Source organism: Gemella haemolysans (assembly GCF_012273215.1).
GTDB classification, from domain to species: Bacteria; Bacillota; Bacilli; order Staphylococcales; family Gemellaceae; genus Gemella; species Gemella haemolysans_A.
Window position 1 is genome coordinate 1,323,398 of record NZ_CP050965.1, and the last position, 21,908, is coordinate 1,345,305.

The window sequence follows — 21,908 nt, forward strand, 5'->3', positions numbered from 1 at the left end:
TGGGAGTACATCACTTACATATTTGCCCCCAATTAAAAAGGAGCTATTTATGATTAAACTCTATAATACATTGACAAAACAAAAAGAAATTTTAAAAACAATAGAAGAAAATAAAGTACGAATGTATGTTTGTGGACCGACTGTATACAATTATATTCATATCGGTAATGCACGTCCTATTATAGTTTTTGATGTTGTACGAAAATATTTAGAACATAGTGGATATGAAGTAGATTTTATCTCTAACTTTACTGACGTTGATGACAAGATTATTAAAGCAAGTAATGAAGAAGGAATTTCTACTAGTGAACTTACAGATAAGTACATCAATGCTTTCTTTAAGGATTACGATGCATTAGGATGTAAAAGAGCAACAAAAAATCCTCGAGTTACAGAATATATGCAAGAAATAATCAAATTCATAGCTAAATTAGTTGAAGAAGGATTTGCTTATGAAGCAGACGGTGATGTTTATTTCAGAACTCGTAAAAAAGAAGACTACGGAAAATTAAGTAAACAATCTATCGATGATTTAATTAGTGGTGCTCGTATTGAAGTTGGAGAACACAAAGAAGATCCCCTAGATTTTGCACTATGGAAAAAAGCTAAACCAGGTGAAGTTAAATGGGATAGTCCATTTGGAGAAGGTCGCCCCGGTTGGCACATTGAGTGTTCTGTTATGGCTAAAGAAACACTGGGCGAAACAATCGATATCCACGCTGGTGGTCAGGATTTAACATTCCCTCACCATGAAAATGAGATTGCACAATCAGAATGTCATAACCATGCATCATTTAGTAATTACTGGATGCACAATGCATTTATAAATATTGATAATGTTAAAATGAGTAAAAGTTTAGGGAATTTCCGTTTAGTAAAAGATATTATTGCTGAAATTGATCCAATGGTACTTCGTTTATTCATGTTGACAGTTCACTATAGAACTCCAATTAACTACACATTAGAAAATATTGAATTAGCAAAAACAAACTTCGAAAAAATTAAAACTTCATATCAAAATCTACAATTCAGATTAAATAACGAAATGACTGAAGAAAAATTAGATACAGAAGTTGTAACATTAGTTACAGAAGAACTAGATAAATTTGAAGAATATATGCAAGATGATTTCAATACAGCGAATGCTCTTTCTTCATGGTATGAAATCGTAAGAATATCTAATTCTTATACAGCAAAAGAAACTGTTAATAAAGAAACATTAGAATTAATTAACGCTGCATTTGAAACATATAGTTCAATTCTTGGAATAAATGTAAAAGAAGATAATACACTTGATAGTGAACACATCGAAAGCTTAATTGCTGAACGTGAAGCTGCTCGTAAAAACCGTGACTTCGCCTTAGCTGATAAAATTCGGGATGACTTAAAAGAACAAGGAATTATCTTAGAAGATACAAAACAAGGTGTACGATGGAAAAAAATATAACATTTAAATTTACCGAAAAAAACTTCGCTAACCCTAACCAAATGCAAGCTTTAACCCTTGCCTATATTGGAGACAGTATTTACGATATTATGAGTAGAGAATATGTTATGAAAAATCACTTAGGAAAAATAAATGATCTTCATAAAACAGTTTCTACAATCGTATCTGCCAGAGCCCAAGCAAGTTTTATGGAAAACATACTAAGTAATGGAATATTAACTGAACAAGAAGAAAAAATTTATAACCGTGCAAAAAATCAAAAAAACAACTCTAAAGCAAAAAATGCAAGTATTATGGAATACAAACTTGCTACTGGACTAGAGGCAGTATTCGGTTATTTATACTTAGAAAAAAACTTTGAAAGATTGGAGGAAATGTTTAACTACATAATTAGACTATATGAAGAAAAACAATAAACACTATAAAGAATTAAGACTGAAAAACAAAGAACAAAAATCTCAAGTTCAAACTGCTGAAGTTGATTTAGATAAAGAAGTAATTGCTGGGCGTAATGCTATATTAGAAGCAATTAAATCAGGTCGTGAAATTAATAAAATTTTATTCCAAGAGGGTATAGAAAAAGGAAGATTGAAATCTATTTTCGCCATTGCAAATGAGAAAAAAATCATTTGTCAAGAAGTTCCAAAACGCAAGCTAGACAATTCAACTACTGAACGTCATCAAGGAGTTATCGCCTATGTTGCGCCATACTCTTACTTTGAACTTGATGAAGTAGTAAATAACTTAGAAATTAATAAGGACACTACCTTACTTATTTTAGATCATATTGAAGATCCACATAACCTTGGTGCAATAATTCGAACTGCTGAAGCAAGTGGTGTTAAGGCAATAATAATTCCTAAACGTCGTGCCGCTGTGGTTAGCCAAACTGCGGTTAAAGCTTCTGCAGGAGCAATCGAACACATGCCTGTTATCCGTGTATCAAACCTAACTGACGCTATTAAAAAATTAAAAGAAAAAGGATTCTGGATTGCTGGAACAACATTAGCTGAACGTTCTGAAGATTATACAAAAATCGCAAAAGATGTACCTTTAGCTATCGTTATTGGTAACGAAGGTGAAGGTATGAGTAAAGTTGTTACTAACGAATGTGATTTCTTATATCACCTACCAATGTTAGGAAAAATACAGAGCTTAAATGCCTCTGTAGCAGCTGGTATAATAATGTACGAAAGAATTAAATCTAATGATTAAAATATTAGAATCTAAAGAAGAGCTTGACCCAAAAGTCATAAATTTTCAAAAAAGTGTATATGGTAACTCATAGATGCAGTGGTTTATTGATATCTAAATTCGCTTTTTAAAAGCTTTTTAGATATCTAATAAACTGTGCGGGGGTGACTCGACAAAATCGATTTCTCTGAAATCACAATTTTTGAGTCACTCCCTTCGCATAGAAGTATTCGTTAAAGAACAAAATGTTCCTATTGAACTAGAATTAGATGAAAAAGATCATAACAAAAATACGGTTCATATTGGATATTTTAGTGATGATAAACTTATCGGAGTCGCACGTCTTATCGATATGGATAAAGATGTTATTCACATCGGACGCGTTGCTATTGATAAAGAATACCGTGGACGTGGAATTGGCCGTGAACTTATTAATGGATGCGAAAATATCACCCAGCAAATTTTAAAAAGAAAAATAATTATCGAACTAAGTGCTCAAATTCAAGCTGGGAAGTTTTACGAATCATTAGGTTATAATCAAGTTAACGATACAATCTATTTAGACGCTGGTATTGAGCATGTAGATATGAGGAAAGAAATTAATTAAATTATCAAAGGAGGACTTTTTATGAAAAAACAATATTTATTTATTGATGGTTATAATTTACTTTTTCGTATGAAAGAATATGACTTAATAAAAAGCTCTACCTTTCCTACAGAACGAGATATTCTAATTGATATGCTTCGCGAATATGCAGGAGGTAACAATTATATTGTGTACTGTATATTCGACGCTTATCTAACACGTTCAAAAGAATATATTAAAGAAGAACCACCTATCACTATTGTTTATACAAAAACTGGTGAAAGAGCTGATCAATGGATAGAAAGAAAAACTAGAGAGCTAAGAATTGATCATTTCATCGATATAATAGTTGTAAGTGACGATCATGATGAACGTGACACTACTCTTGGCTACGGAGCGATTTTACGTGATTGTCATATGTTTATAAAAGAGTTGAAAGATAGAAAACAAAATGTTTCTAAAATAACAAAAAAACATAATTCACGAGAATTAAAAAATAGACATATCCGCATGAGTGATAATGATAGAAAAAAACTAGAAAATTTCATAAAAAATGGTAGATTCTAAATATAAAAACAAAGAGATGGACTAATTAAAAATCCATCTCTTATTTTAATATTTTGAAAAATTCCTTCTCAAATCTAACTAAAGCTAATTTCAATTTTCCCTTTATCTGACACTGCTGTTATCTGTTTATCTTTAATTTCTTTTGTGTTCTTATTATAATTTATTTGATAATCTTGTTTATTTCCTTTAATTTTTGCGAAAATATCTCCAGATTCTGTGATTAAATCCATAGAATTCACTTTAGTTTGGTCTACTATAATCTTTGTATTATTTTTAGTTTCAATAATCGCTTTATTTATAGTATCCTTTGTAATCTGTACCTTTTTATTATCAGTAGCAATTTTAAGATTACCTATCTCAGCTCCATCAACTACTACCTCGTCATTACTATTAATAATTAAATTTTCTACATTTACAAATATTTTTGAAGTTGCATCTCTATTTTCCAGACTTATATTTTTATATACTTTATTAGGAAGATATACATTAAGGCTATTATCACCTAATTCCTCTGCGAAAGCAGTAATATCTAATAAATTATTATCAATAAAATACTTATAATTTCCTTTGTACTTTCCTTGTATTAAAATCGTCTCATTATCGTGATAATAAACTTTAACATTGTTTTTCAATGTGTTAATTTTAATACTATCTATCCCTTTCTTCCCAATCCATTCACTAAAGACTTTATTAGAAGATTCTTCAGAAATATTTTTTTCTTGCTTATCATTAGTATCATTACTGAATCTCACACAACCTGTGGCTATCGACACAGTGAATATTCCAATAATTATTGTTTTTAATATTTTTTTCATAATAATCCCCTCCTATGTTCAGAATACTCCTATAAAAATAGAAAGTCAATAAAAAAAATGATTGACCTAGAAAAAGGCCAATCATTTTTTTATAAAATTATCTCATTGTTACGAATTCTTCAGAACCTGTTGGGTGAATAGCTACTGTGTTATCGAAATCACGTTTTGTTGCCCCCATTTTAATAGCAACAGCAAAACCTTGAATCATTTCATCTACACCATAGCCAATTCCATGTAATCCTACAACTTTCTCCTCTTCACCAAGAGTAATAAGTTTCATAAAACAAGGTTGTCTGTGGCTAGTTATTGCTGAATACATTGGAGTGAATGATGACTTATAAACTTTAATGTTTTCTTCACCAAATTCTTTAATAGCTTGCTCTTCTGTATATCCAATAGAACCAATCGCTGGGTGTGAGAATACTACTGTAGCAACGTTAGTGTAATCTAAGTGTTCTTCAGGTTTATTATTAAATAATCTTTCTGATAATCTACGTCCTGCAGCAACTGCAACTGGAGTTAACGCTAAGCGCCCTGTTACATCACCTACTGCATAAATTCCTTCTACATTAGTATTTTGGAATTTATCTGTAGGAATAAATCCACGTTCATCAAGTTCTACTCCTGCAGCTTCTAAATTAAGATTTTCAGTTAATGGTTTTCTACCAATTGCCCAAATTAATAGGTCAACTGTAGTTTCACGTCCGTCTTCAAGCACTAAAGTAACGCTGTCATCGTCATTTTTTACAACTTTTTTAGGAATAGCATTTGTGTGAAGAGTTGGTCCTTCTTCATTTATAACTTTTACTAAAGTATCTACTATATCTCTATCAAAAGTTCTTAAAGGACGATCACGACGTACAAATAAATGAGTATCTACACCTAAACCGTAGAATACACCAGCAAGTTCAACCGCAATATATCCTGCACCTACTACTGCAATACGTTTCGGTAATTGTTTTAATGCAAAAACTTCATTAGAAGTAACACCATACTCTGCTCCCTCAACATTAGGAATAGTTGGTTGTCCACCAGTTGCTATTAAAATATGATCCGCTGTATATTGTTCACCATTTACCTCAACTGTATTTTTATTAACAAATTTAGCATATCCTCTTACTAAATCTACTTTGTTATTATTTAATCCACGTTCATAAGAACCATGAATTCTATCGATATAAGCAGAACGATTACCTACTAATTTTGAAAAATCAAATTCTAAATTTTCAAAACTAAATCCGTAGTCATTAGCATATGATTTTAAACTCTCAGAGATTTGTGACGCATGCCACATAACTTTTTTAGGAACACATCCAACATTTACACATGTTCCACCTAATTCATTTCCTTCTATTAACAATCCTTTTACACCGTACATTGCAGCTCGGTTAATTGAAGCTATTCCTCCGCTTCCTCCACCAATCGCAATATAATCATAATGTTTTGCCATGTTTTCACCTCTATAATATTGTATAGCTTTTATCAACTAAAGATTAGCATTTATATAATTATATCACATAAATCTAATCTCTATATCTCATATTATGCAACATTTAACAATTAAATTCAATATATATGCTTACATTTGTAATCAAAATTGAAAATGAAAACTTAAACTGAAAATTAGAAGCTAAGCATTCTCCATGCTAACAATTAATTTTTGTGATATAATCTTAGTCATAAATGAGGTGATTATATGTTTAATTATATAGAAAAATTAGATTCTATAGAACAATTTAAAACTTTGAAAGAAGAAAATGAAAAGATTGTCTTTGTATTTTCTGCAACGTGGTGTCCAGATTGCATCATGTTAGACCGTTACTTAGAAGAAACGATAAACAAGTTTCCTGAAATAAAATTCATCTACGTTAATCGTGATGATTATCCAGAAATAGCTCAAGCTCTTGATATTTTTGGTATTCCTTCTTTTGTAGGTTACAAAAATAATGTAGAAGTTAGTCGTTTCGTATCAAGACTAGCCAAAACTCAAAAAGAAGTAGAAGAATTTTTAGAGAAAATTTAATATCACTAAAAACTCCTATATAGATTTTTCTATATAGGAGTTTAATCGAACCCAAAAATCATTACTAGACCATTGTAGTCCCTATTTCTTTATCATAGTATATCCCCATTTCTCCTAGTTTTATTAACTGAATAATTAACTAAATTTAATAGTTGTTTTACACAAAGTTGGAATTTGAGATGAAAAATGGTACTCTTAATCCCATACTACTCCATAAATAATTATATTATTGTATTAATAATTATTCTATATCTTCACTTGATTTGATTAATACTTTTATCTCTTTTCCCGACATTACTGCTTCGAATGCTTCACGAGTTTCTTCTAACGGGAATATTTTAGTAATCATCTTATCTGTTGCAATTTTATTATTTTCTAATAAGTCTAATGCTAAATTCCATGATGATGGTTTTTGAGATCTTGATCCAATATAGCGTATTTCCCTTTGAATAATACTTTCTTGATCAAGTTCATTTATTTTTTTAGCAAATAATCCAATTTGAACAAAATCTCCTTTTTTCTTAATAAGTGGTAAAGCATTATTTACTGCAAATACTGATCCTGAACAATCAAATATTTTATCAACACCATATCCCTCTGTTTCTTTTAATATAACTTCTCTTAAATCATCAACTAAGCTGTCTACCGTTACATCAATTCCTATTTCTTTAGCTAAATCTAATCGTGGCTTATCTTTTGTAATTCCTGTAATTATAACTTTTGCTCCATTAGCTTTAGCTACTTGTGCTGCTAATAACCCTATCGGCCCTGGTCCAATAACAAGAACAGTTTCTCCATCTTTTATCGATGTTCTTTCCATAACAGAGTGCGTACAACATGCTAATGGCTCAGTTAAAGAAGCTGCTCTCAAGCTCACTTTTTCTGGTAGAACATGACAACTTTCTTCTCTTGACAATACATATCTTGCCATACTACCGTTAGCCTGTGTACCTATTCCTTTTCTATTATCACATAAGTTATAATCTTTCGATTTACAGTATATACATTGTTCACAAGTTTCAAAAGTAGTTTCACTAGTAACTCTATCTCCAATTTTCACATTTTTAACATCTGCTCCTACTTCAACTACGACTCCCGAAAACTCATGACCCAATGTGACTGGTAATCCTTTAGCATTATATTCACCTTTGAAAGTATGAATATCTGAACCACATATTCCGGTGTATGCTACTTTAATCTTTACCCTATCACCATATACTTGAGGTTCTTCAACATCTAATAATTCTAAATTATCATAACCTGCTTTTGTTTTTACTGCTGCTAACATATTATTATCCTCTTTTCTTATAATTCTGGAAGAATAAGGATTTTCCCAAACGGTTCTGTTCTTCCTAATATCATTTCAAAAGCTTTATCAACATCTTTCAATGTAAATTTATGTGTAATTAAGCTTTCTACATCAATTTTATTTTTAGAAATTAATTCTATTGCATTAGTCCATTCTCTTCCTGGGAACGGCGCTGAATAGGAATTCCAAGAACCTTTTAAAGTCAACTCTTTTCTAAATATGCTCTCAAATGCTTTTTCTTTAAGTGTTACATCTTTATAAGCAATTCCTAAATACCCAACTTTACCATGCTTCCTAGTTAATAATAAAGCTTGCTCCTGTGTAACAACACTACCCGCACATTCTAAAGAAATATCTGCACCTTTTTCATCAGTATATTCCTTTACTTTTTTTTCTAAATCTTCAGATAATGAGTTTATAGTCTGAGTAGCTCCCAACTTTTTAGCTAATTCTAATTTTCTATCATCAATATCAACAACTATCACTTTCCCAGCTCCTGCAGCCTTAATTGCTTGTAAGACTAACATTCCTATAGTTCCAGCGCCTAATACAACAACACTATCTCCTAGATTTATATCTATTCCCATAACTGCATGCATTACAACTGCTAATGGTTCAATGAAGCTTGCTTTAGTATATTCTAAATCTCCTATTTTCAAAAGATTTTCCTCAGCTATAATAGAATATTCTGCAAAACCACCAAATCTATGTGATCCAATCATAGTGTAATTTTCACACATTGAATATAAGGATTGTTTACAATACTCACATTCATTACATGGCATAAAAGGAACACAGACGACTCTGTCACCTTTCTTAAATTTTGTGACCTTATCTCCAAATCCAACTACTTCTCCACAGTATTCATGACCAATTACTGCTGGATACCCATATTTCCATTTAGTTTGCATCTTATGAATATCTGAGCCACATATTCCACAAGAATGAACTTTTATTCTTACATCATTTTCACCTAACTTATGCTCCTCTATTTCTTTATATTCAAATTTTCTATGCTCGTACATAACCGAAGCTTTCATTTTATATACCTCTTTTTTCTAATTAATACGGCACCATAATCAACTACTTTCTAATAAAGATTATAGAACTATGGTGCCATAGAAATTTATTATTAACAATTATATTTTAATAAAATAATTGTGAGAATTTTAGGATAACCCAGTTAAAGAAGTTACCACCCATGTCTAATGAACTTAAACTTGTATGTCCATGACTATATTGTTCTAATCCTTGCATCATTTGAGTATGAACCCCGATGAAGTCTGTTGCCATAAGTAATGATAAAGCAATTACCACTGTTCCAGCTAGTACTGAGTGGAAGATATTCCCTTTTCTACTTGCTACGATGAATGATACGTAGAACGGAATAGTAGCTAAGTCCCCGAATGGTAAAACTTTGTTACCAGGAATAATAATTGCTAATAGTAATGTAATTGGAACTAAGATTAATCCTGTTGATATATTAGATGGATGTCCAATTGAAACCGCAGCATCAAGACCAATGTATAGGTCTCTACCTTTATAACGTGTTTTCATAAAGTCACGTACAGATTCAGAAATTGGAATTAAACCTTCCATTAATAGTTTAACCATACGAGGCATTAATAACATGAATGCTCCCATCGCAATACCAGTTTTTAATACTAAACCAACATCTCTCCAGTTAACTAATGCTTGTAAAATCATACCTAAGAATGTACCTACTACCATTGGTTCACCAAAGATACCAAAACGTTTTTGAATTGTTTCAGAGTCTATATGAATATCTTTAATAACTGGAATTTTAGCTATCAGCCAACCAATTGGAATACCTACAAATCCGAATGCTGCTGTAGATCCTGTTGGTAATGAGATACCTTTTAGACCATATACATCTTGAACCATTTTTTGAGTTCTATCTGCCATTAATAATACCATTACTTCATATAGAACAGCACATAAAATACTGAATGACCATGAACCTCCTGATACTATGTATCCTGTTGCTCCAGCTGCAATAAAATGCCAGTAGTTCCAAATATCAATATCCAATGTTCTAGTTAGTTTTAATGCAATCATAATAACGTTAACTAAAGCACATATAGGAATTAAAATTGCTGCTACAGGTGATGCCCAAGAGCCTGCCGCTGCCCCTGGCCAGCCAACATCAATAGTACTTAATGAAATACTATATTTTTCTACTAATTGCTCTGTAATAGGGCCTAAATTAGTAGTTAAAATGCCCACAACTAGGTTAATACCTACAAACCCAATCCCTATAGTTAGTGCACTACGAACAGCTTTACCTACAGGTACTCTAAATATAATAGCTAAAATAAAGATTGCTATTGGTAAGATAACAGTAGGTCCTAAACCTAATATATAATTTGTTATATCTAATAATTTTTGCATAACTTTTCTCCTTTATTTATTTTTTAATTATCTTAAGTGACTTAAAATTTCTTCATCTAACTCTTCTTCACCGATCCCCATAATATAATTAGTTGCAATTATACTAGGAATTGAGTAGGTAGTTGGTAAAATTGTAGTTGAAACTATCAAATCCGCTTCATTTTGCAAACTAGCAGCTTCTGCTATTTTAATTTGTTTAATATCTACATCAAGATTATGTTTTTTTATCAATTCTTCAACTCTAGATACAACTATTGTTGATGTCGCTATACCTGCACCACATGCAATTAATACTTTCTTTGTCATTTTCTTAAATCTCCTTATTTTTTATAATATTTAAAATTTGCTTTTTATCAGTAACCTGTATGATTTTATTATAAAAATCTTCATCAGAAAATTTTCTTATAACACTTGATAGTACTTTTACCTGATTTTCATTTTTACTAATAAGCAGTAACAGAAAAACATTTACTTCAAGATTTTTTGAATTCGTAGCCATATCCCTGAATATTACGCTCTGTTTAGGTTTTACTACGGCTATTGCATCTTTTTTTATATATTTTGAATCTGTATGAGGAATAGCTATACAATATTTAGGAAACTCAAGCCCTGTTGGAAATATTTTTTCTCTTTCTATTACAGATTCTATATAGCCATCATTTATATATTTTTTATTGTTTAATTCTTTTGAAACATTATTTAAAACTTCCAAAAAGTTATTTCCCTCAACACCCAAATATATATTATCTTCCGAAAACAATTCATCTAACATATAAATACCTCCTTACACATATTTTGAAATCTCTTCAAATTTTTTTTTATTACTCTTTAATATTATATTTCTTTTATTTTCTATTAAAAGATTTCTTACAATATTTCTAGCCTTATTTTCAGCTTCTTTATCATTCTCTTTTATCAAAATAAACAACACATCATCTTCAAAATCATCTACTCTTACTACTATATTTTCTTTAATATTATTATTTACTAAATGTGGTAAATAAAAATTTTCATCTACCTTAATACAACCTAATTCTTCTCTAGTTTCCAAATCCTTCAAAAATATTTGCTTTGAAAATATCCATGAATTACTTTCTAAATATCTTGCTACATCAATATATATATCTTCTAACCTTACTTTTTTTTCATTATTAAACACTCTAAACTTCATCGCCATTACCATACACCTTTCTGTTAATATTCTGAATATCTTCATCATTTAGCATAACATTTACGAAAACAGCATCTTGTTTACTTTCTAATTTTACTGTAGATATTATAAAACTAATTTTACTTAAATCATAAAATTTTATATCTTTAGTAGATACAACATCTACTACTTCTATATTTTTAAGCTTATCTTCTATCCTTTTTTTTAAAAATAGAGATGTACCAAAACCACTATTACAGACTAATACTACTTTTGTCTTTAAATTATTCAATTTTAATATTGATTCAGTATATACAGTTAAATACGCTATCTCATCCTCACTTATTTTTTCTGATAATATTTTTCTTGCCAACACACTCACATCAGAAAACTGTTTCGAATAGTCTTCTTTTATTTTATTTAACAAAGGATTTTTAATGTTAATTCCATATTTTAATCGTCTCATTAATGCTCTGATATGTAGTATAAATAAATAATAAATATTATCTCTGTTTTCATTTACCTTATTATTTGTATTAGAAACAGCTTTTAGAAATTCATTAACAATATTTTCAAGTTCTTCTTTCACCTCAAAATCAACATCATTATTTAAATTCCCTACTCCCATACTAACGAGATACTGATAGATGTAATAAATTTCATTTGGTGGTAAACTTATGAAGAATTCATTTTCAATATCAGCTGCTATACTTTCAGCTTCATAATAAAATTTTTTATCAGTTATATTAGGAAATCCATTATTTTCTAAATAATTTTCACTATTTATCCTTTCTATTGCAATAAGTAAATGAACTACTAAATTAATATAATATAAATCACCTATTGTATACGGAAGATTTTTTTCGTGTTTCGATATAATTCTTTCAACTGTTTCTATTTTTCTAAAATCAAATTTAGAAGATAGTTCTTTTAATGTATTTTTTTCAATTCTATCAGAATAATATACTTCTGCATTTTCATCTTCTGTAAATGAATAATCTCGAATCAAATTCATTATATTTTTTCTAATATTTTTCTCATCTCCAATTATTTTAGTTCCTAATCTCGTTTTTTCTAATTTTATATTCTCATTAGCAAGTCTATCTTCTAAATAATTTAAATCATTTACTATACTCGATTTCCCCACAAAGTTCATTTCAGCTAGTTCTTCAATAGAAGTATAGTTTTTTGAATTTATTAATAAATAATATAATATATTAACTCTGCGTTCTTCTAAAGAATACTTAACTAATTGTTTCTGAGGAATTTTTTCAATGAGAAAATTCGAAAACAACATTTTTATTCCACTACCTTGTTTTTTTAATAGTTTAACCTCTTTTACATCCTTAACTATTTTTTCTATATCCCTGTAAACAGTTTTAGTAGATATCCCCATTTTTTCTGCAATAACATGTACAGGTAAGAAATCTTCTGCTTCTTTTAATATCTGTAACAATTCTACTTGGCGATTTTCTAATTTTCTTATCATCCTCATCCCTCCCTATTTATATTATAATACGTTTTCATAAAAGACAGAATACCATTTAATGTCTATATTAATATGGACATTAAATGGTTTTCTACTGATATACACCAATTATTATTGTATTAATATCAAGTAAATAATTATTTTAAAAAGATAATATCATATTATTTATATTATTTTTTTAAAATTTTAAAAATTGATCTTTATACAAAAATAACACTAAACAATTTTATTATACACATTATATTTTTTAATATAAGAGAAAATTAAATATATAACTTTTAAACAAAATAAAAAGATGCCTATCTCTGCTGAGCAGAGATAAGCATCCTTTTTATTATCTCATATTTAATACCATTCTTTTTATCTCAAGTAATACAATGGTCCTAAAATTTTTCTAATATTTTCTGTTGATTCAAATTTTATATCCAATGCATCATCAACAGTTTTTATTTTATTATTTTCTATCATCTCTTCAAGTGAAGATGGAACTACACTTAATTTATATACTGGTGTTATCTTTAAATCTGATGTAGGTACAACATTATACAAATCATTTTCTTGAATTTTCTGACCTGCAAATATTTCTCTAGTACCTTTGTCCATATTTACTTTTACAGTTTTATTTGCTATAAAATGAGATAATGAGTAACCTGATCTAGGAACTACTAATATTTTATTATTTTTTGTAGCATCACCAATACTATTGAATTCATCAACACGTAGTATATTAGATGAATCTTTTGAAAAATTAATATTACCGGCAAAAGTATTCTCAAATTCTACATTAAATAACTTTCTATAGACCGCATTAAATTCAATATCTTTTCCTTTTTCAGTTACAACTGCACCTAACTCATTAGTTTGAAGGAGTTTATTTTTAGATACTCTAATTTTCTCAGAATTTTCTCCAGCAATTAAATAATCACCATTCGCCTGCCAACCTAAAAATTCTTGATCCGTAACTCCTGTAGCCGTAGGTAAATTAGCCATACTATCTATTCTTGAACCAACTAGTACATCTTGACCATCTGATAAAAATTTATCTATTCCTCTTCCTACGAATTTGACATTAACCCATTCACTCTCTACTTTTTTAAAGTAAATTTCTATAATAGTTTCAGAATTAATGTATTCATCATCATTTATAACTTTTTTATTAGATCTAAATAGTACTTCGTATCCTGTACTTGGTTTAATTTTTTTACGTAGCTCAGATAACAATTCTCCAATTTTTTTTGTTTCAGGCCATTCTATATCTTTATCTCTAATACTCTCATCAACTTTACCAAAACGTTTATTATAATCATCTTGTCGTATTTTAAGAGTATTAACATTTTCTTTGTAATTAGCCTTAATAATGATACTATTATCAACCTTCTCCTCGGACAAGTCCTTTACATCTTTAATCTTAGAATTATCACTTGCATTATAAATAGAATAACTCTCTACATGATACTTCTCTTTACTAAAGAACTTAGTATCTATTTCACTTAATTTTTGACCAGTTAACAAAGTTACTTCTTTTTTTGAACTTCCATTATCTAATACTACCTTAGTATTATATTTAGCTTGGATTTTTATATTATTTCCTAATACCTGTGAACTCACTATTTCTTTATCATCAAGATAGAAACCAGAAAATTCATACTTAGCATCTTTAGATGTGATTTCCTTGATATCATTCTCTTTAACAAAACTTGAAAAAGTTGTTCCTTGTTTTATTAAATATTCTTTATTATCTTTTTTCAACTCAGATGGATATTCCACAGTTACTTTATTCCAATAATCTTTATCTTGAGCTAATTTTACTTCGATTTTCTTAGCTAGATAAGGTAATTCAATATTTTCCGAATTCGACTCTTTTCCATCAATTAAAATAACAGCTTTCCTGTAACTATAATATTTATCCGGGTTATAATACTGTTCAATCTCATATGGATAAACTGCAATCTTATCTTCTTGGGGAATATTTCTAAGTTCAATATTCCTATTTACTACTTCTTTGTTACCTTCACTTACTATTAAATTAATATTTTTCTTAGTAAAATATATTTTACTAGATTTTGAATATTCTAAATTCTTAATACTGCCATTATTGTCAATATCATAAGTCATTACATTCATTATTATTCTAGTATTCGGAGCAAAAAGTTTTAGTAAACTTTTATCAACTATTTTCCCGTTACCGCTCTTTTTCAATGGTAGTCTAAAAAGCTCATTTGGGATATTGTTACTATCTAACGAATAAAAAATTAAAAAATTATATGAATTTTTTTTATAGCTAAGTAATTCAGCGTTGTATTCAAGTTCATCCATATTACTCTGAATAACACTATTTTTTATTACAGGAAGAGAATAATTTCTATTATTATTGAATATATCAAAATTAAATATATTTTCTCTAAAAACTGTATCCGTTACTGTCGTATTGTAATCTGTAAAATAATCAGCCTTAACGTTAGAATGATTAATAGTTGCCATTCCTAAACCTAGTAAAGCAGATCCTATCAATTTACGATATTTCAATATTTCTCCTCCTTTCAACTGTATACTAATACTTATTATATCACATTCTTTAATAACAATTATATAAAAAATTGTTTAAATAAAACTAAATACATTTATATTCAAATATAAATCACTCGCACTAATTTAACTATTTAAAATAAACAAAATCTCTTTAAAAATATAATATCATAAAATTGACCCATAAGTGAAAAACACTTATAGGTCAACTTTTTTTTCAAAATGTTATATTAAGCTTCGCTTATATTTTCTAACATTATTTGATCATTAGATATACTAACTTCATCATATTCGTAGTCATCAGCAAAATCGTACGAATACTCCTTATATAGGAACATCTCGTTAGAGTAATCTAAGAATTCCTCTTCAGGAACAGAAAACTCTACTTCGTTATAACTTTCATCAGCATAATCTGATAAAATTTCATCTTCATAGTCTATTTCAGTATTGAAGTCCTGGGAATATTCATCATCTTGCCCATACCTGGGATCCGGCGACTCCAAACTAGATAAGTTCATTGTATACATAATCAATCTCCTTAAATATCTTTTTTTATTAATAATATTATACAAAATAGTCTATCATTTTACAAGTAAAAACTATAGTTTTTCCAAAATATTTTTTCTAATTTCTGCAAACGCTTCAACACTTGTTCTGTAGCGGATTAATTCTCTGTCACCTGTGAAAACTACCTCTTTTGCACTCACTTCTCCTTTAGAATAAATACCAATATATGCTAATCCTACAGGTTTTCCACTTTCATCACTATTAGGACCTGCAATTCCAGTAGTAGCAACTGCAAAATCGGCACCTAATCGGTTCGCTACTCCTAATGCCATCTCTTTAGCTACTTCCTCACTAACCGCACCAAACTTCTCTAAAGTTTCTTCATTCACTCCTAAAGTATTAATTTTTGACTTATTTGAATAACAAACTACACCTTCTAGGAATGATTCTGAAATTCCACTTTTTTCTACTAACATAGAAGAAATCTTTCCTCCAGTTAAAGACTCGGCTACTGATATAGTAAAATTATTTTCTATAAGAAGATTAGCTACCACATTATTCATTTCTGTTTGTGTTCCTGAAATATCTTCATCTCCTACAAGATATATGTACTCTCCTACTCTTTTCTCAATCTCTTTCAATTGTTCGCTTATAAGTTGTTCACATTCATTCTTATCTTCATCGCTAGCTGTTATACGAAGTAGCACTTCTCCTGTTTTAGCATAAAGTGCTAACGTAGGATTTGTTTGATTATCCATTATATCTTTAATTTTAGTTTCTAATAAAGACTCTCCTATACCATAAAATCTTACGTATTTAGATATAAAATGCTTATTACTAAATTTCTCTAAATATGGTTTTACACTTTTCTCAAACATATCACGCATTTCTCGTGGTGGTCCTGGTAATAAAATTATTCTTTTATTATTTTCCTCAATTATTATACCTGGTGCAGTTCCACAAAAGTTTTCTAATACTATTGCCCCTTCAGGAATCATTGCTTGTTTTTTATTATTTTCCGTTATAATATTTCTTCCTGATCTTGTAAGTCTTTCTAATATTTTCACCCATGAATACTCATGGAAATAAAAATCTCTACCAAAGTATTCTGCCACACATTCTTTTGTTATATCATCATCAGTAGGTCCTAAGCCACCTGTAATAATAACCGTATCATTTTCTAAAAATGCACTCTCTAAAGTTTTAATTAATCTCTCTCGATTATCACCTACAGTTGTTTGTCTAAAAACTCCAAACCCAAGAGCCGCCAACTCTTTTGATAAATAAGCTGTATTTGTATTTACTATATCACCTAATAATAATTCAGTTCCTACTGACACTAATTCAACTTTCATAATATTCGCCTCTCAATATTTTCATTATTTCTTTCAATTATATTCTACATCAAATTCATTAAAAAATAAATTATATAATCTCTTCTTATTAATTTCTCAAAATAAAAAGAGTATGATTATAAGAACTTTAAAATCCTTATAATCATACTCTTTAATTATTATTCTCTATTTGTATATGATTGATGAAGTTCTAATTGATCTCCCATTAGTTCATCAACAGTCACCATTTCAAATCCTTGTTCAGTTAAGTACTGTAATATCGATGGTAATGCATCAATAGTTGTTTGGTGAATATCGTGCATTAGGATAATTGAACCAGGCTGAGCTTTTCTAACTTCTTTCATTATAGAAGCAGTATTACGTTTTTTCCAATCTAGTGTATCAATATCCCATAAAATAAATGATTGATCGACAGCAGCTTGAATTGCACCATTTATTGCTCCATATGGAGGTCTCATAACATGAACATCTTGTCCACTTGCTTTTTTCAGTGCTTCAGTTGTATCATTAATTTGTTTTTTCGCTTTTTCTAGACCTATACTTGGTAAAACTGGATGATCCCAAGAGTGGTTACCAATTTGATGCCCTTCGACAACAACTTGTTTAATAAGATCTTCATTTCCTGCGACAGAACGACCTACCATAAAGAATGTACCTTTAGCTTTATATTTTTTCAATAATTCTAATGCTACAGGTGTTGTCTGTGGATTTGGTCCATCATCAAATGTTAATGCAACAGCTTTTCTATCTCTTTTCTTAACATATTCTTTATATTTATCTAAATCTTCTCCTTTTAGATAGCTCTCCGTTATATACTTGTGTAAGTCAGCCATAGGCACTTCTACTGAACTAACTTCTCCGACTTTAGGATCTATATTTATATTAAATTTAGAATCACCGTAAGTGAATTTCCAATCAGCCATATCTTGATCACGTAGTTTAACAATAGCATCTTTTCCTTCTGCTTCAGAAACTCCACGAACTTCTAATTGTTTTTGTATTTTAAATAAAAACTTCTTCTTAGCATCATCTGGAGAAGAAAATAGACTAGATAAGGTGAAAGGTTTCCCATCACTCGTATGGAAAATACTAGAAATATTAGATTCTGTTGCAGCTTCTACTTTTTTATCAGAAACTTTATGAGTAACTTTCTCAACACTTAATTCTGATACATTAGCAAAATTACTTTCTTTTTCTTTACTTCCGTAGAAAACAATTTCTTTAATATCTTTATTAAAGTCTAATTCTCCTTCAACTAATCCTTTTGTCTCTTCATCCAAACGTGATTTTATTTCATCTGAATTAGAAGAGTTTGAGTTTGGATAATAAACTTTTACGAATTTATCTCCTAACCACCCGCTTTTCGCACTGCTATCTTTTGCGAAATCTGATTTATCAGTAGCTTCCACCGTATCTTTAACCTGCGATTTAAAATTGTACTCTTGCCATTTTTGGTAAGCAGGTTCACCGTAGAATAATAAGAATGTACAAATAGCTATAAATAAAATACCTAAAAAGACACCTACTTTCTTCATTATTCTTATTCCCTTCTTTAAATTATTTTCTTATCACATTTTAAAAGATATAGGGAATTAATCTCGTTATAAAGAGTTCACTATATCCTTCCAAACTAATAAAAATTATACATTAGTATTATACCTTAAACTACAGAATTTCTCCAGTATATTCATTAAAAATTACATTAATAATTTTATATAACAAAAAGACATCAATCAACAGACTGACATCTTTTCCTTATTATTTGTTTTGCATTCTACGACCTTTTTTATCGAAGAATTTCTTATCTGTTCCTCTACGTTCATTACGATTTTTCTTATCTCTATTATCTGAACGTCTGCGTCTATCATTTCCTCTATTTGATCGTCTTCCACGCTCTTGTTTTCGTGGTAATGGTTTTTCAAATGATAGTTCTACATCAACATCTTTTTTATCATTGATTAATTTACTTAGTAGAATAGTGATTACTTTTTCTGCATTTGTTTCAGCTAACAATTTATTAGCCAAGCTATTAAATTCAACATGGTTATTGTCCATTTCCGAAACAACTTCATCAAATAATCTGTTATGGCGAGCTTTCTTCACTTCATCTTGTGAGTAAGGACGTAACATTTTCATTCTTTCCCCACGAGAATTTTCAATATCTTTCAGATAAGGCATCTCTACTGGATTCAGGAATGTAATTGCAACTCCAGACTTACCTGCTCGACCAGTTCTTCCAATTCTATGAGTATAACTTTCTACATCTTGTGGAATATCAAAGTTATATACATGAGTTACATCACTAATATCAATACCACGAGCTGCTACATCTGTTGCAACTAGAATTTGTAATGAATTATTTTTGAATTTACGTAGTATTTCTAAACGTTTAGATTGAGTTATATCTCCGTGTAATCCTTCAGCTAAGTATCCCTTAGCAATAAGTGCACTTGATAATTCATCAACACGACGCTTAGTTCTACCGAATACAATTGCCAAGTTAGGATTTTGAACATCTAAAAATCCAATCAACGTCTCTAGTTTTTCATTTTCTCTAGCGATTGTAGCATATTCAGTAATATCTGGTTTTAAATCTTCATCACTGATAGTTTTTATTAGTTTATAATCTTTCATGAAATCTTTTGAAAGTTCCATAATTGTCTTAGGCATAGTCGCTGAGAACAATAGCGTCTGATGTCTTGATGTTATTTTTGATAAAATAAATCTAACATCCTCTATGAATCCCATATTTAACATTTCATCCGCTTCGTCTAATACTAGATGTGTTAGTGAATCTAATTTAATTGTCCTTCTATTAATATGATCGATAACACGACCTGGTGTTCCTACTATAATTTGAGGACGTTTCTTCAAATCTTGAATTTGTCTTTCAATACTTGTTCCACCAAAAACAATGCTAACTTTTAATCCTTTTGCTCGTGACATAAGGCGAAGTTGTTCACCTACTTGTTGAGCTAATTCTCTAGTTGGGGCAAGGATTAATGACTGTAATTGATCACTTTTCCTTACTGTATCTACTAACGGTATTCCAAATGCACCTGTCTTTCCTGATCCTGTTTGTGCTTGTGCTAAAATATCAATTCCTGATAATACATATGGAATTGTTTCTGTTTGAATACCAGTTGGAGATATGAAATTCATGTTTCTTAGTGATTGAACTGTCTCCTGACTAACCCCTAATTCTTCAAATGTTGTCATTTAATTCTCCTTAATTTATCCAATTTTATATACTGTCTTATTTATATAACCTGTTAATTATAGCATGAAAATAAAAATTAATAAAGGGATAAGGGTAATCATAAAACTATACCAAAAGAGTAACTTAAAAAATAGGATTTTAAAGAAATAGAATTTCGGAGTCCGTCACTTAAGATTTATTAGATATCTAAACATCTGGTATAAAGCTAATTTAGATATAAATAAACAACCTCTTTTATGTATTGTTAAATGGATTTTCTAAAAATTTACGGCTTCCGAGTCAATCTCTTTAAAATTCACAAAAAAAGATTAGATAGTTTTTTTCTATCTAATCCTTTTATTACATATTATTGTTTGTAATTTCATCAATTTTCTTAGCAATTTCTTTTATTGCTTGTTTTGATTTATTCAACTTATTAGTATAGATTAATAACATATAATCTTTATCACCAAATACTATAGCAGTTTCATGATAATTAGCCTCTATAGCCCCATACTTACTAGCTATTTTTTTATTCGGTATTCCATCTTTTATTACTTCCCCAGCTTCAGAATCTTCTAGGTACTTAATTAACTTCGAATACTTATCACGTTCATTGTAAAGTTTTGCCCAAACTACCTCCATCATTGCCGGTGTTATTCTATTTTTTTGAGCTTCTTCCTGTGATAAATTCACACCTAAGCCATCCAAATATTTCACCAATAGATCAGCTGCAGTAGCACTATTCCCTACAAGCATATTTGTAGCTGTATTATCCGAGTACTGTATCATATTTTGAATAACATAATCTAATTTGTAGCTATTTTTCTTCTTATTATTGGTGATTTCTCCATTTCCTTCTTCTAAATGGTTCTCATTATAATATATATCAGCATCTTCTGATACTTCACCATTTCTTATGCGGTCATATATTCTCATAGCATATACTACTTTTATTGTACTTGCGGCTGTAAAGTATTTGTTTTCTTCTTGTCCATATTTATATCCCGTAGAAAAGTTCTTGTAGACAATTCCTATCTCATTGTCTCCTTTATATTGCTCTAATATGCTATCAAACGCTTCATTAAGTTCTGTCTCACTAAGTTTTGTATTTTCAGATGTTGATTCTTCTTGTTGATTTTCTTTATTTTGTTCTTGTTGTTGAGCTAATTCTTGCTGCTTAGCCGCATCCTTCTTTGCCTTAAGATGTCCACCCGCAGAAAATACTCCATATACAACCAAAATAACTGCCATCGATTCAATAACAAACTTTAAAAATCTCTTAAATTTTCTCTTCACTACAATAATCACATCCTTTTTCCGCATATT

Annotated in this window: 21 protein-coding genes; 6 read left to right on the forward strand and 15 right to left on the reverse strand. The window is 29.5% G+C overall.

Annotated elements, in window-relative coordinates; genetic code table 11:
- The first annotated feature begins 49 nt into the window (after positions 1-49).
- From cysS to FOC48_RS06325, 5 genes are all read left to right on the forward strand, one after another.
- On the forward strand, positions 50-1,447 hold the full coding sequence (gene cysS / locus FOC48_RS06305) for a cysteine--tRNA ligase (RefSeq protein WP_003147171.1): 1,398 nt from the start codon (positions 50-52) through the stop codon (positions 1,445-1,447).
- Entirely contained in the window at positions 1,432-1,863 is a 432-nt protein-coding gene (locus FOC48_RS06310) for a Mini-ribonuclease 3 (RefSeq protein ID WP_003147172.1), read from the forward strand. The genes cysS and FOC48_RS06310 overlap by 16 nt, the downstream gene beginning before the upstream one ends.
- A complete protein-coding gene (gene rlmB / locus FOC48_RS06315; RefSeq protein ID WP_003147173.1) occupies positions 1,847-2,662 on the forward strand; it encodes a 23S rRNA (guanosine(2251)-2'-O)-methyltransferase RlmB in 816 nt (271 codons plus the stop codon). Before FOC48_RS06310 ends, rlmB begins: the two co-directional genes overlap by 17 nt.
- A 181-nt stretch (positions 2,663-2,843) precedes the next feature.
- Entirely contained in the window at positions 2,844-3,248 is a 405-nt protein-coding gene (locus FOC48_RS06320; protein ID WP_003147174.1) for a GNAT family N-acetyltransferase, read from the forward strand.
- A 21-nt stretch (positions 3,249-3,269) separates the two neighbouring features.
- On the forward strand, positions 3,270-3,794 hold the full coding sequence (locus FOC48_RS06325; RefSeq protein WP_003147175.1) for an NYN domain-containing protein: 525 nt from the start codon (positions 3,270-3,272) through the stop codon (positions 3,792-3,794).
- Positions 3,795-3,868: 74 nt separating this feature from the next.
- Here the strand turns inward: FOC48_RS06325 and FOC48_RS06330 are convergent, their stop codons facing one another.
- Entirely contained in the window at positions 3,869-4,609 is a 741-nt protein-coding gene (locus tag FOC48_RS06330; protein ID WP_003147176.1) for a hypothetical protein, read from the reverse strand.
- 97 nt (positions 4,610-4,706) lie between these two features.
- Positions 4,707-6,059 (reverse strand): glutathione-disulfide reductase, encoded by a 1,353-nt coding sequence (gene gorA, locus FOC48_RS06335; protein WP_003147177.1) that lies wholly within the window; start codon positions 6,057-6,059, stop codon positions 4,707-4,709.
- A gap of 246 nt (positions 6,060-6,305) precedes the next feature.
- On the opposite strand from gorA, the gene FOC48_RS06340 reads away from it, so the two are divergent.
- Positions 6,306-6,632 (forward strand): thioredoxin family protein, encoded by a 327-nt coding sequence (locus tag FOC48_RS06340; protein WP_003147178.1) that lies wholly within the window; start codon positions 6,306-6,308, stop codon positions 6,630-6,632.
- Between the two features lie 241 nt (positions 6,633-6,873).
- On the opposite strand, the gene FOC48_RS06345 is transcribed toward FOC48_RS06340, so the two are convergent.
- From FOC48_RS06345 to FOC48_RS06405, 13 genes are all read right to left on the reverse strand, one after another.
- On the reverse strand, positions 6,874-7,920 hold the full coding sequence (locus FOC48_RS06345; RefSeq protein WP_003147179.1) for a zinc-binding dehydrogenase: 1,047 nt from the start codon (positions 7,918-7,920) through the stop codon (positions 6,874-6,876).
- 17 nt (positions 7,921-7,937) lie between these two features.
- Positions 7,938-8,981, reverse strand: a complete 1,044-nt coding sequence (locus FOC48_RS06350; RefSeq protein ID WP_172497897.1) for a galactitol-1-phosphate 5-dehydrogenase — start codon at positions 8,979-8,981, stop codon at positions 7,938-7,940.
- 106 nt (positions 8,982-9,087) lie between these two features.
- A complete protein-coding gene (locus tag FOC48_RS06355) occupies positions 9,088-10,353 on the reverse strand; it encodes a PTS galactitol transporter subunit IIC (protein ID WP_003147182.1) in 1,266 nt (421 codons plus the stop codon).
- Positions 10,354-10,380: 27 nt separating this feature from the next.
- On the reverse strand, positions 10,381-10,659 hold the full coding sequence (locus FOC48_RS06360) for a PTS sugar transporter subunit IIB (protein WP_003147183.1): 279 nt from the start codon (positions 10,657-10,659) through the stop codon (positions 10,381-10,383).
- Positions 10,660-10,663: 4 nt separating this feature from the next.
- Positions 10,664-11,125 (reverse strand): PTS sugar transporter subunit IIA, encoded by a 462-nt coding sequence (locus tag FOC48_RS06365; protein WP_003147184.1) that lies wholly within the window; start codon positions 11,123-11,125, stop codon positions 10,664-10,666.
- A 12-nt stretch (positions 11,126-11,137) separates the two neighbouring features.
- A complete protein-coding gene (locus FOC48_RS06370) occupies positions 11,138-11,530 on the reverse strand; it encodes a hypothetical protein (RefSeq protein ID WP_003147185.1) in 393 nt (130 codons plus the stop codon).
- A complete protein-coding gene (locus tag FOC48_RS06375) occupies positions 11,514-12,992 on the reverse strand; it encodes a BglG family transcription antiterminator (RefSeq protein ID WP_003147186.1) in 1,479 nt (492 codons plus the stop codon). Before FOC48_RS06375 ends, FOC48_RS06370 begins: the two co-directional genes overlap by 17 nt.
- 360 nt (positions 12,993-13,352) lie before the next feature.
- Positions 13,353-15,518, reverse strand: coding sequence for a hypothetical protein (locus FOC48_RS06380; RefSeq protein WP_254263171.1), 2,166 nt, complete (start codon positions 15,516-15,518; stop codon positions 13,353-13,355).
- A 230-nt stretch (positions 15,519-15,748) separates the two neighbouring features.
- Complete coding sequence (locus FOC48_RS06385) at positions 15,749-16,045, reverse strand: DNA topoisomerase IV subunit A (protein WP_003147189.1); 297 nt, start codon at positions 16,043-16,045, stop codon at positions 15,749-15,751.
- 72 nt (positions 16,046-16,117) lie between these two features.
- Positions 16,118-17,380, reverse strand: coding sequence for a competence/damage-inducible protein A (locus FOC48_RS06390; RefSeq protein WP_003147190.1), 1,263 nt, complete (start codon positions 17,378-17,380; stop codon positions 16,118-16,120).
- A 158-nt stretch (positions 17,381-17,538) separates the two neighbouring features.
- Positions 17,539-18,915, reverse strand: a complete 1,377-nt coding sequence (locus FOC48_RS06395; protein ID WP_003147191.1) for a polysaccharide deacetylase family protein — start codon at positions 18,913-18,915, stop codon at positions 17,539-17,541.
- A 223-nt stretch (positions 18,916-19,138) separates the two neighbouring features.
- A complete protein-coding gene (locus FOC48_RS06400; RefSeq protein WP_003147192.1) occupies positions 19,139-20,599 on the reverse strand; it encodes a DEAD/DEAH box helicase in 1,461 nt (486 codons plus the stop codon).
- A gap of 340 nt (positions 20,600-20,939) precedes the next feature.
- Positions 20,940-21,833, reverse strand: a complete 894-nt coding sequence (locus FOC48_RS06405) for a serine hydrolase (protein WP_254263172.1) — start codon at positions 21,831-21,833, stop codon at positions 20,940-20,942.
- Between the last annotated feature and the right edge of the window lie 75 nt (positions 21,834-21,908).

Excerpts from the sequence above, each read along its gene's own strand:
- cysS (WP_003147171.1), top strand. The coding sequence starts at position 50 with ATGATTAAACTCTATAATACATTGACAAAACAAAAAGAAATTTTAAAA.
- FOC48_RS06310 (WP_003147172.1), top strand. The coding sequence starts at position 1,432 with ATGGAAAAAAATATAACATTTAAATTTACCGAAAAAAACTTCGCTAAC.
- rlmB (WP_003147173.1), top strand. The coding sequence starts at position 1,847 with ATGAAGAAAAACAATAAACACTATAAAGAATTAAGACTGAAAAACAAA.
- FOC48_RS06325 (WP_003147175.1), top strand. The coding sequence starts at position 3,270 with ATGAAAAAACAATATTTATTTATTGATGGTTATAATTTACTTTTTCGT.
- FOC48_RS06330 (WP_003147176.1), bottom strand. The coding sequence starts at position 4,609 with ATGAAAAAAATATTAAAAACAATAATTATTGGAATATTCACTGTGTCG.
- gorA (WP_003147177.1), bottom strand. The coding sequence starts at position 6,059 with ATGGCAAAACATTATGATTATATTGCGATTGGTGGAGGAAGCGGAGGA.
- FOC48_RS06340 (WP_003147178.1), top strand. The coding sequence starts at position 6,306 with ATGTTTAATTATATAGAAAAATTAGATTCTATAGAACAATTTAAAACT.
- FOC48_RS06345 (WP_003147179.1), bottom strand. The coding sequence starts at position 7,920 with ATGTTAGCAGCAGTAAAAACAAAAGCAGGTTATGATAATTTAGAATTA.
- FOC48_RS06350 (WP_172497897.1), bottom strand. The coding sequence starts at position 8,981 with ATGAAAGCTTCGGTTATGTACGAGCATAGAAAATTTGAATATAAAGAA.
- FOC48_RS06355 (WP_003147182.1), bottom strand. The coding sequence starts at position 10,353 with ATGCAAAAATTATTAGATATAACAAATTATATATTAGGTTTAGGACCT.
- FOC48_RS06360 (WP_003147183.1), bottom strand. The coding sequence starts at position 10,659 with ATGACAAAGAAAGTATTAATTGCATGTGGTGCAGGTATAGCGACATCA.
- FOC48_RS06365 (WP_003147184.1), bottom strand. The coding sequence starts at position 11,125 with ATGTTAGATGAATTGTTTTCGGAAGATAATATATATTTGGGTGTTGAG.
- FOC48_RS06370 (WP_003147185.1), bottom strand. The coding sequence starts at position 11,530 with ATGGCGATGAAGTTTAGAGTGTTTAATAATGAAAAAAAAGTAAGGTTA.
- FOC48_RS06375 (WP_003147186.1), bottom strand. The coding sequence starts at position 12,992 with ATGATAAGAAAATTAGAAAATCGCCAAGTAGAATTGTTACAGATATTA.
- FOC48_RS06385 (WP_003147189.1), bottom strand. The coding sequence starts at position 16,045 with ATGTATACAATGAACTTATCTAGTTTGGAGTCGCCGGATCCCAGGTAT.
- FOC48_RS06390 (WP_003147190.1), bottom strand. The coding sequence starts at position 17,380 with ATGAAAGTTGAATTAGTGTCAGTAGGAACTGAATTATTATTAGGTGAT.
- FOC48_RS06395 (WP_003147191.1), bottom strand. The coding sequence starts at position 18,915 with ATGAAGAAAGTAGGTGTCTTTTTAGGTATTTTATTTATAGCTATTTGT.
- FOC48_RS06400 (WP_003147192.1), bottom strand. The coding sequence starts at position 20,599 with ATGACAACATTTGAAGAATTAGGGGTTAGTCAGGAGACAGTTCAATCA.
- FOC48_RS06405 (WP_254263172.1), bottom strand. The coding sequence starts at position 21,833 with ATGGCAGTTATTTTGGTTGTATATGGAGTATTTTCTGCGGGTGGACAT.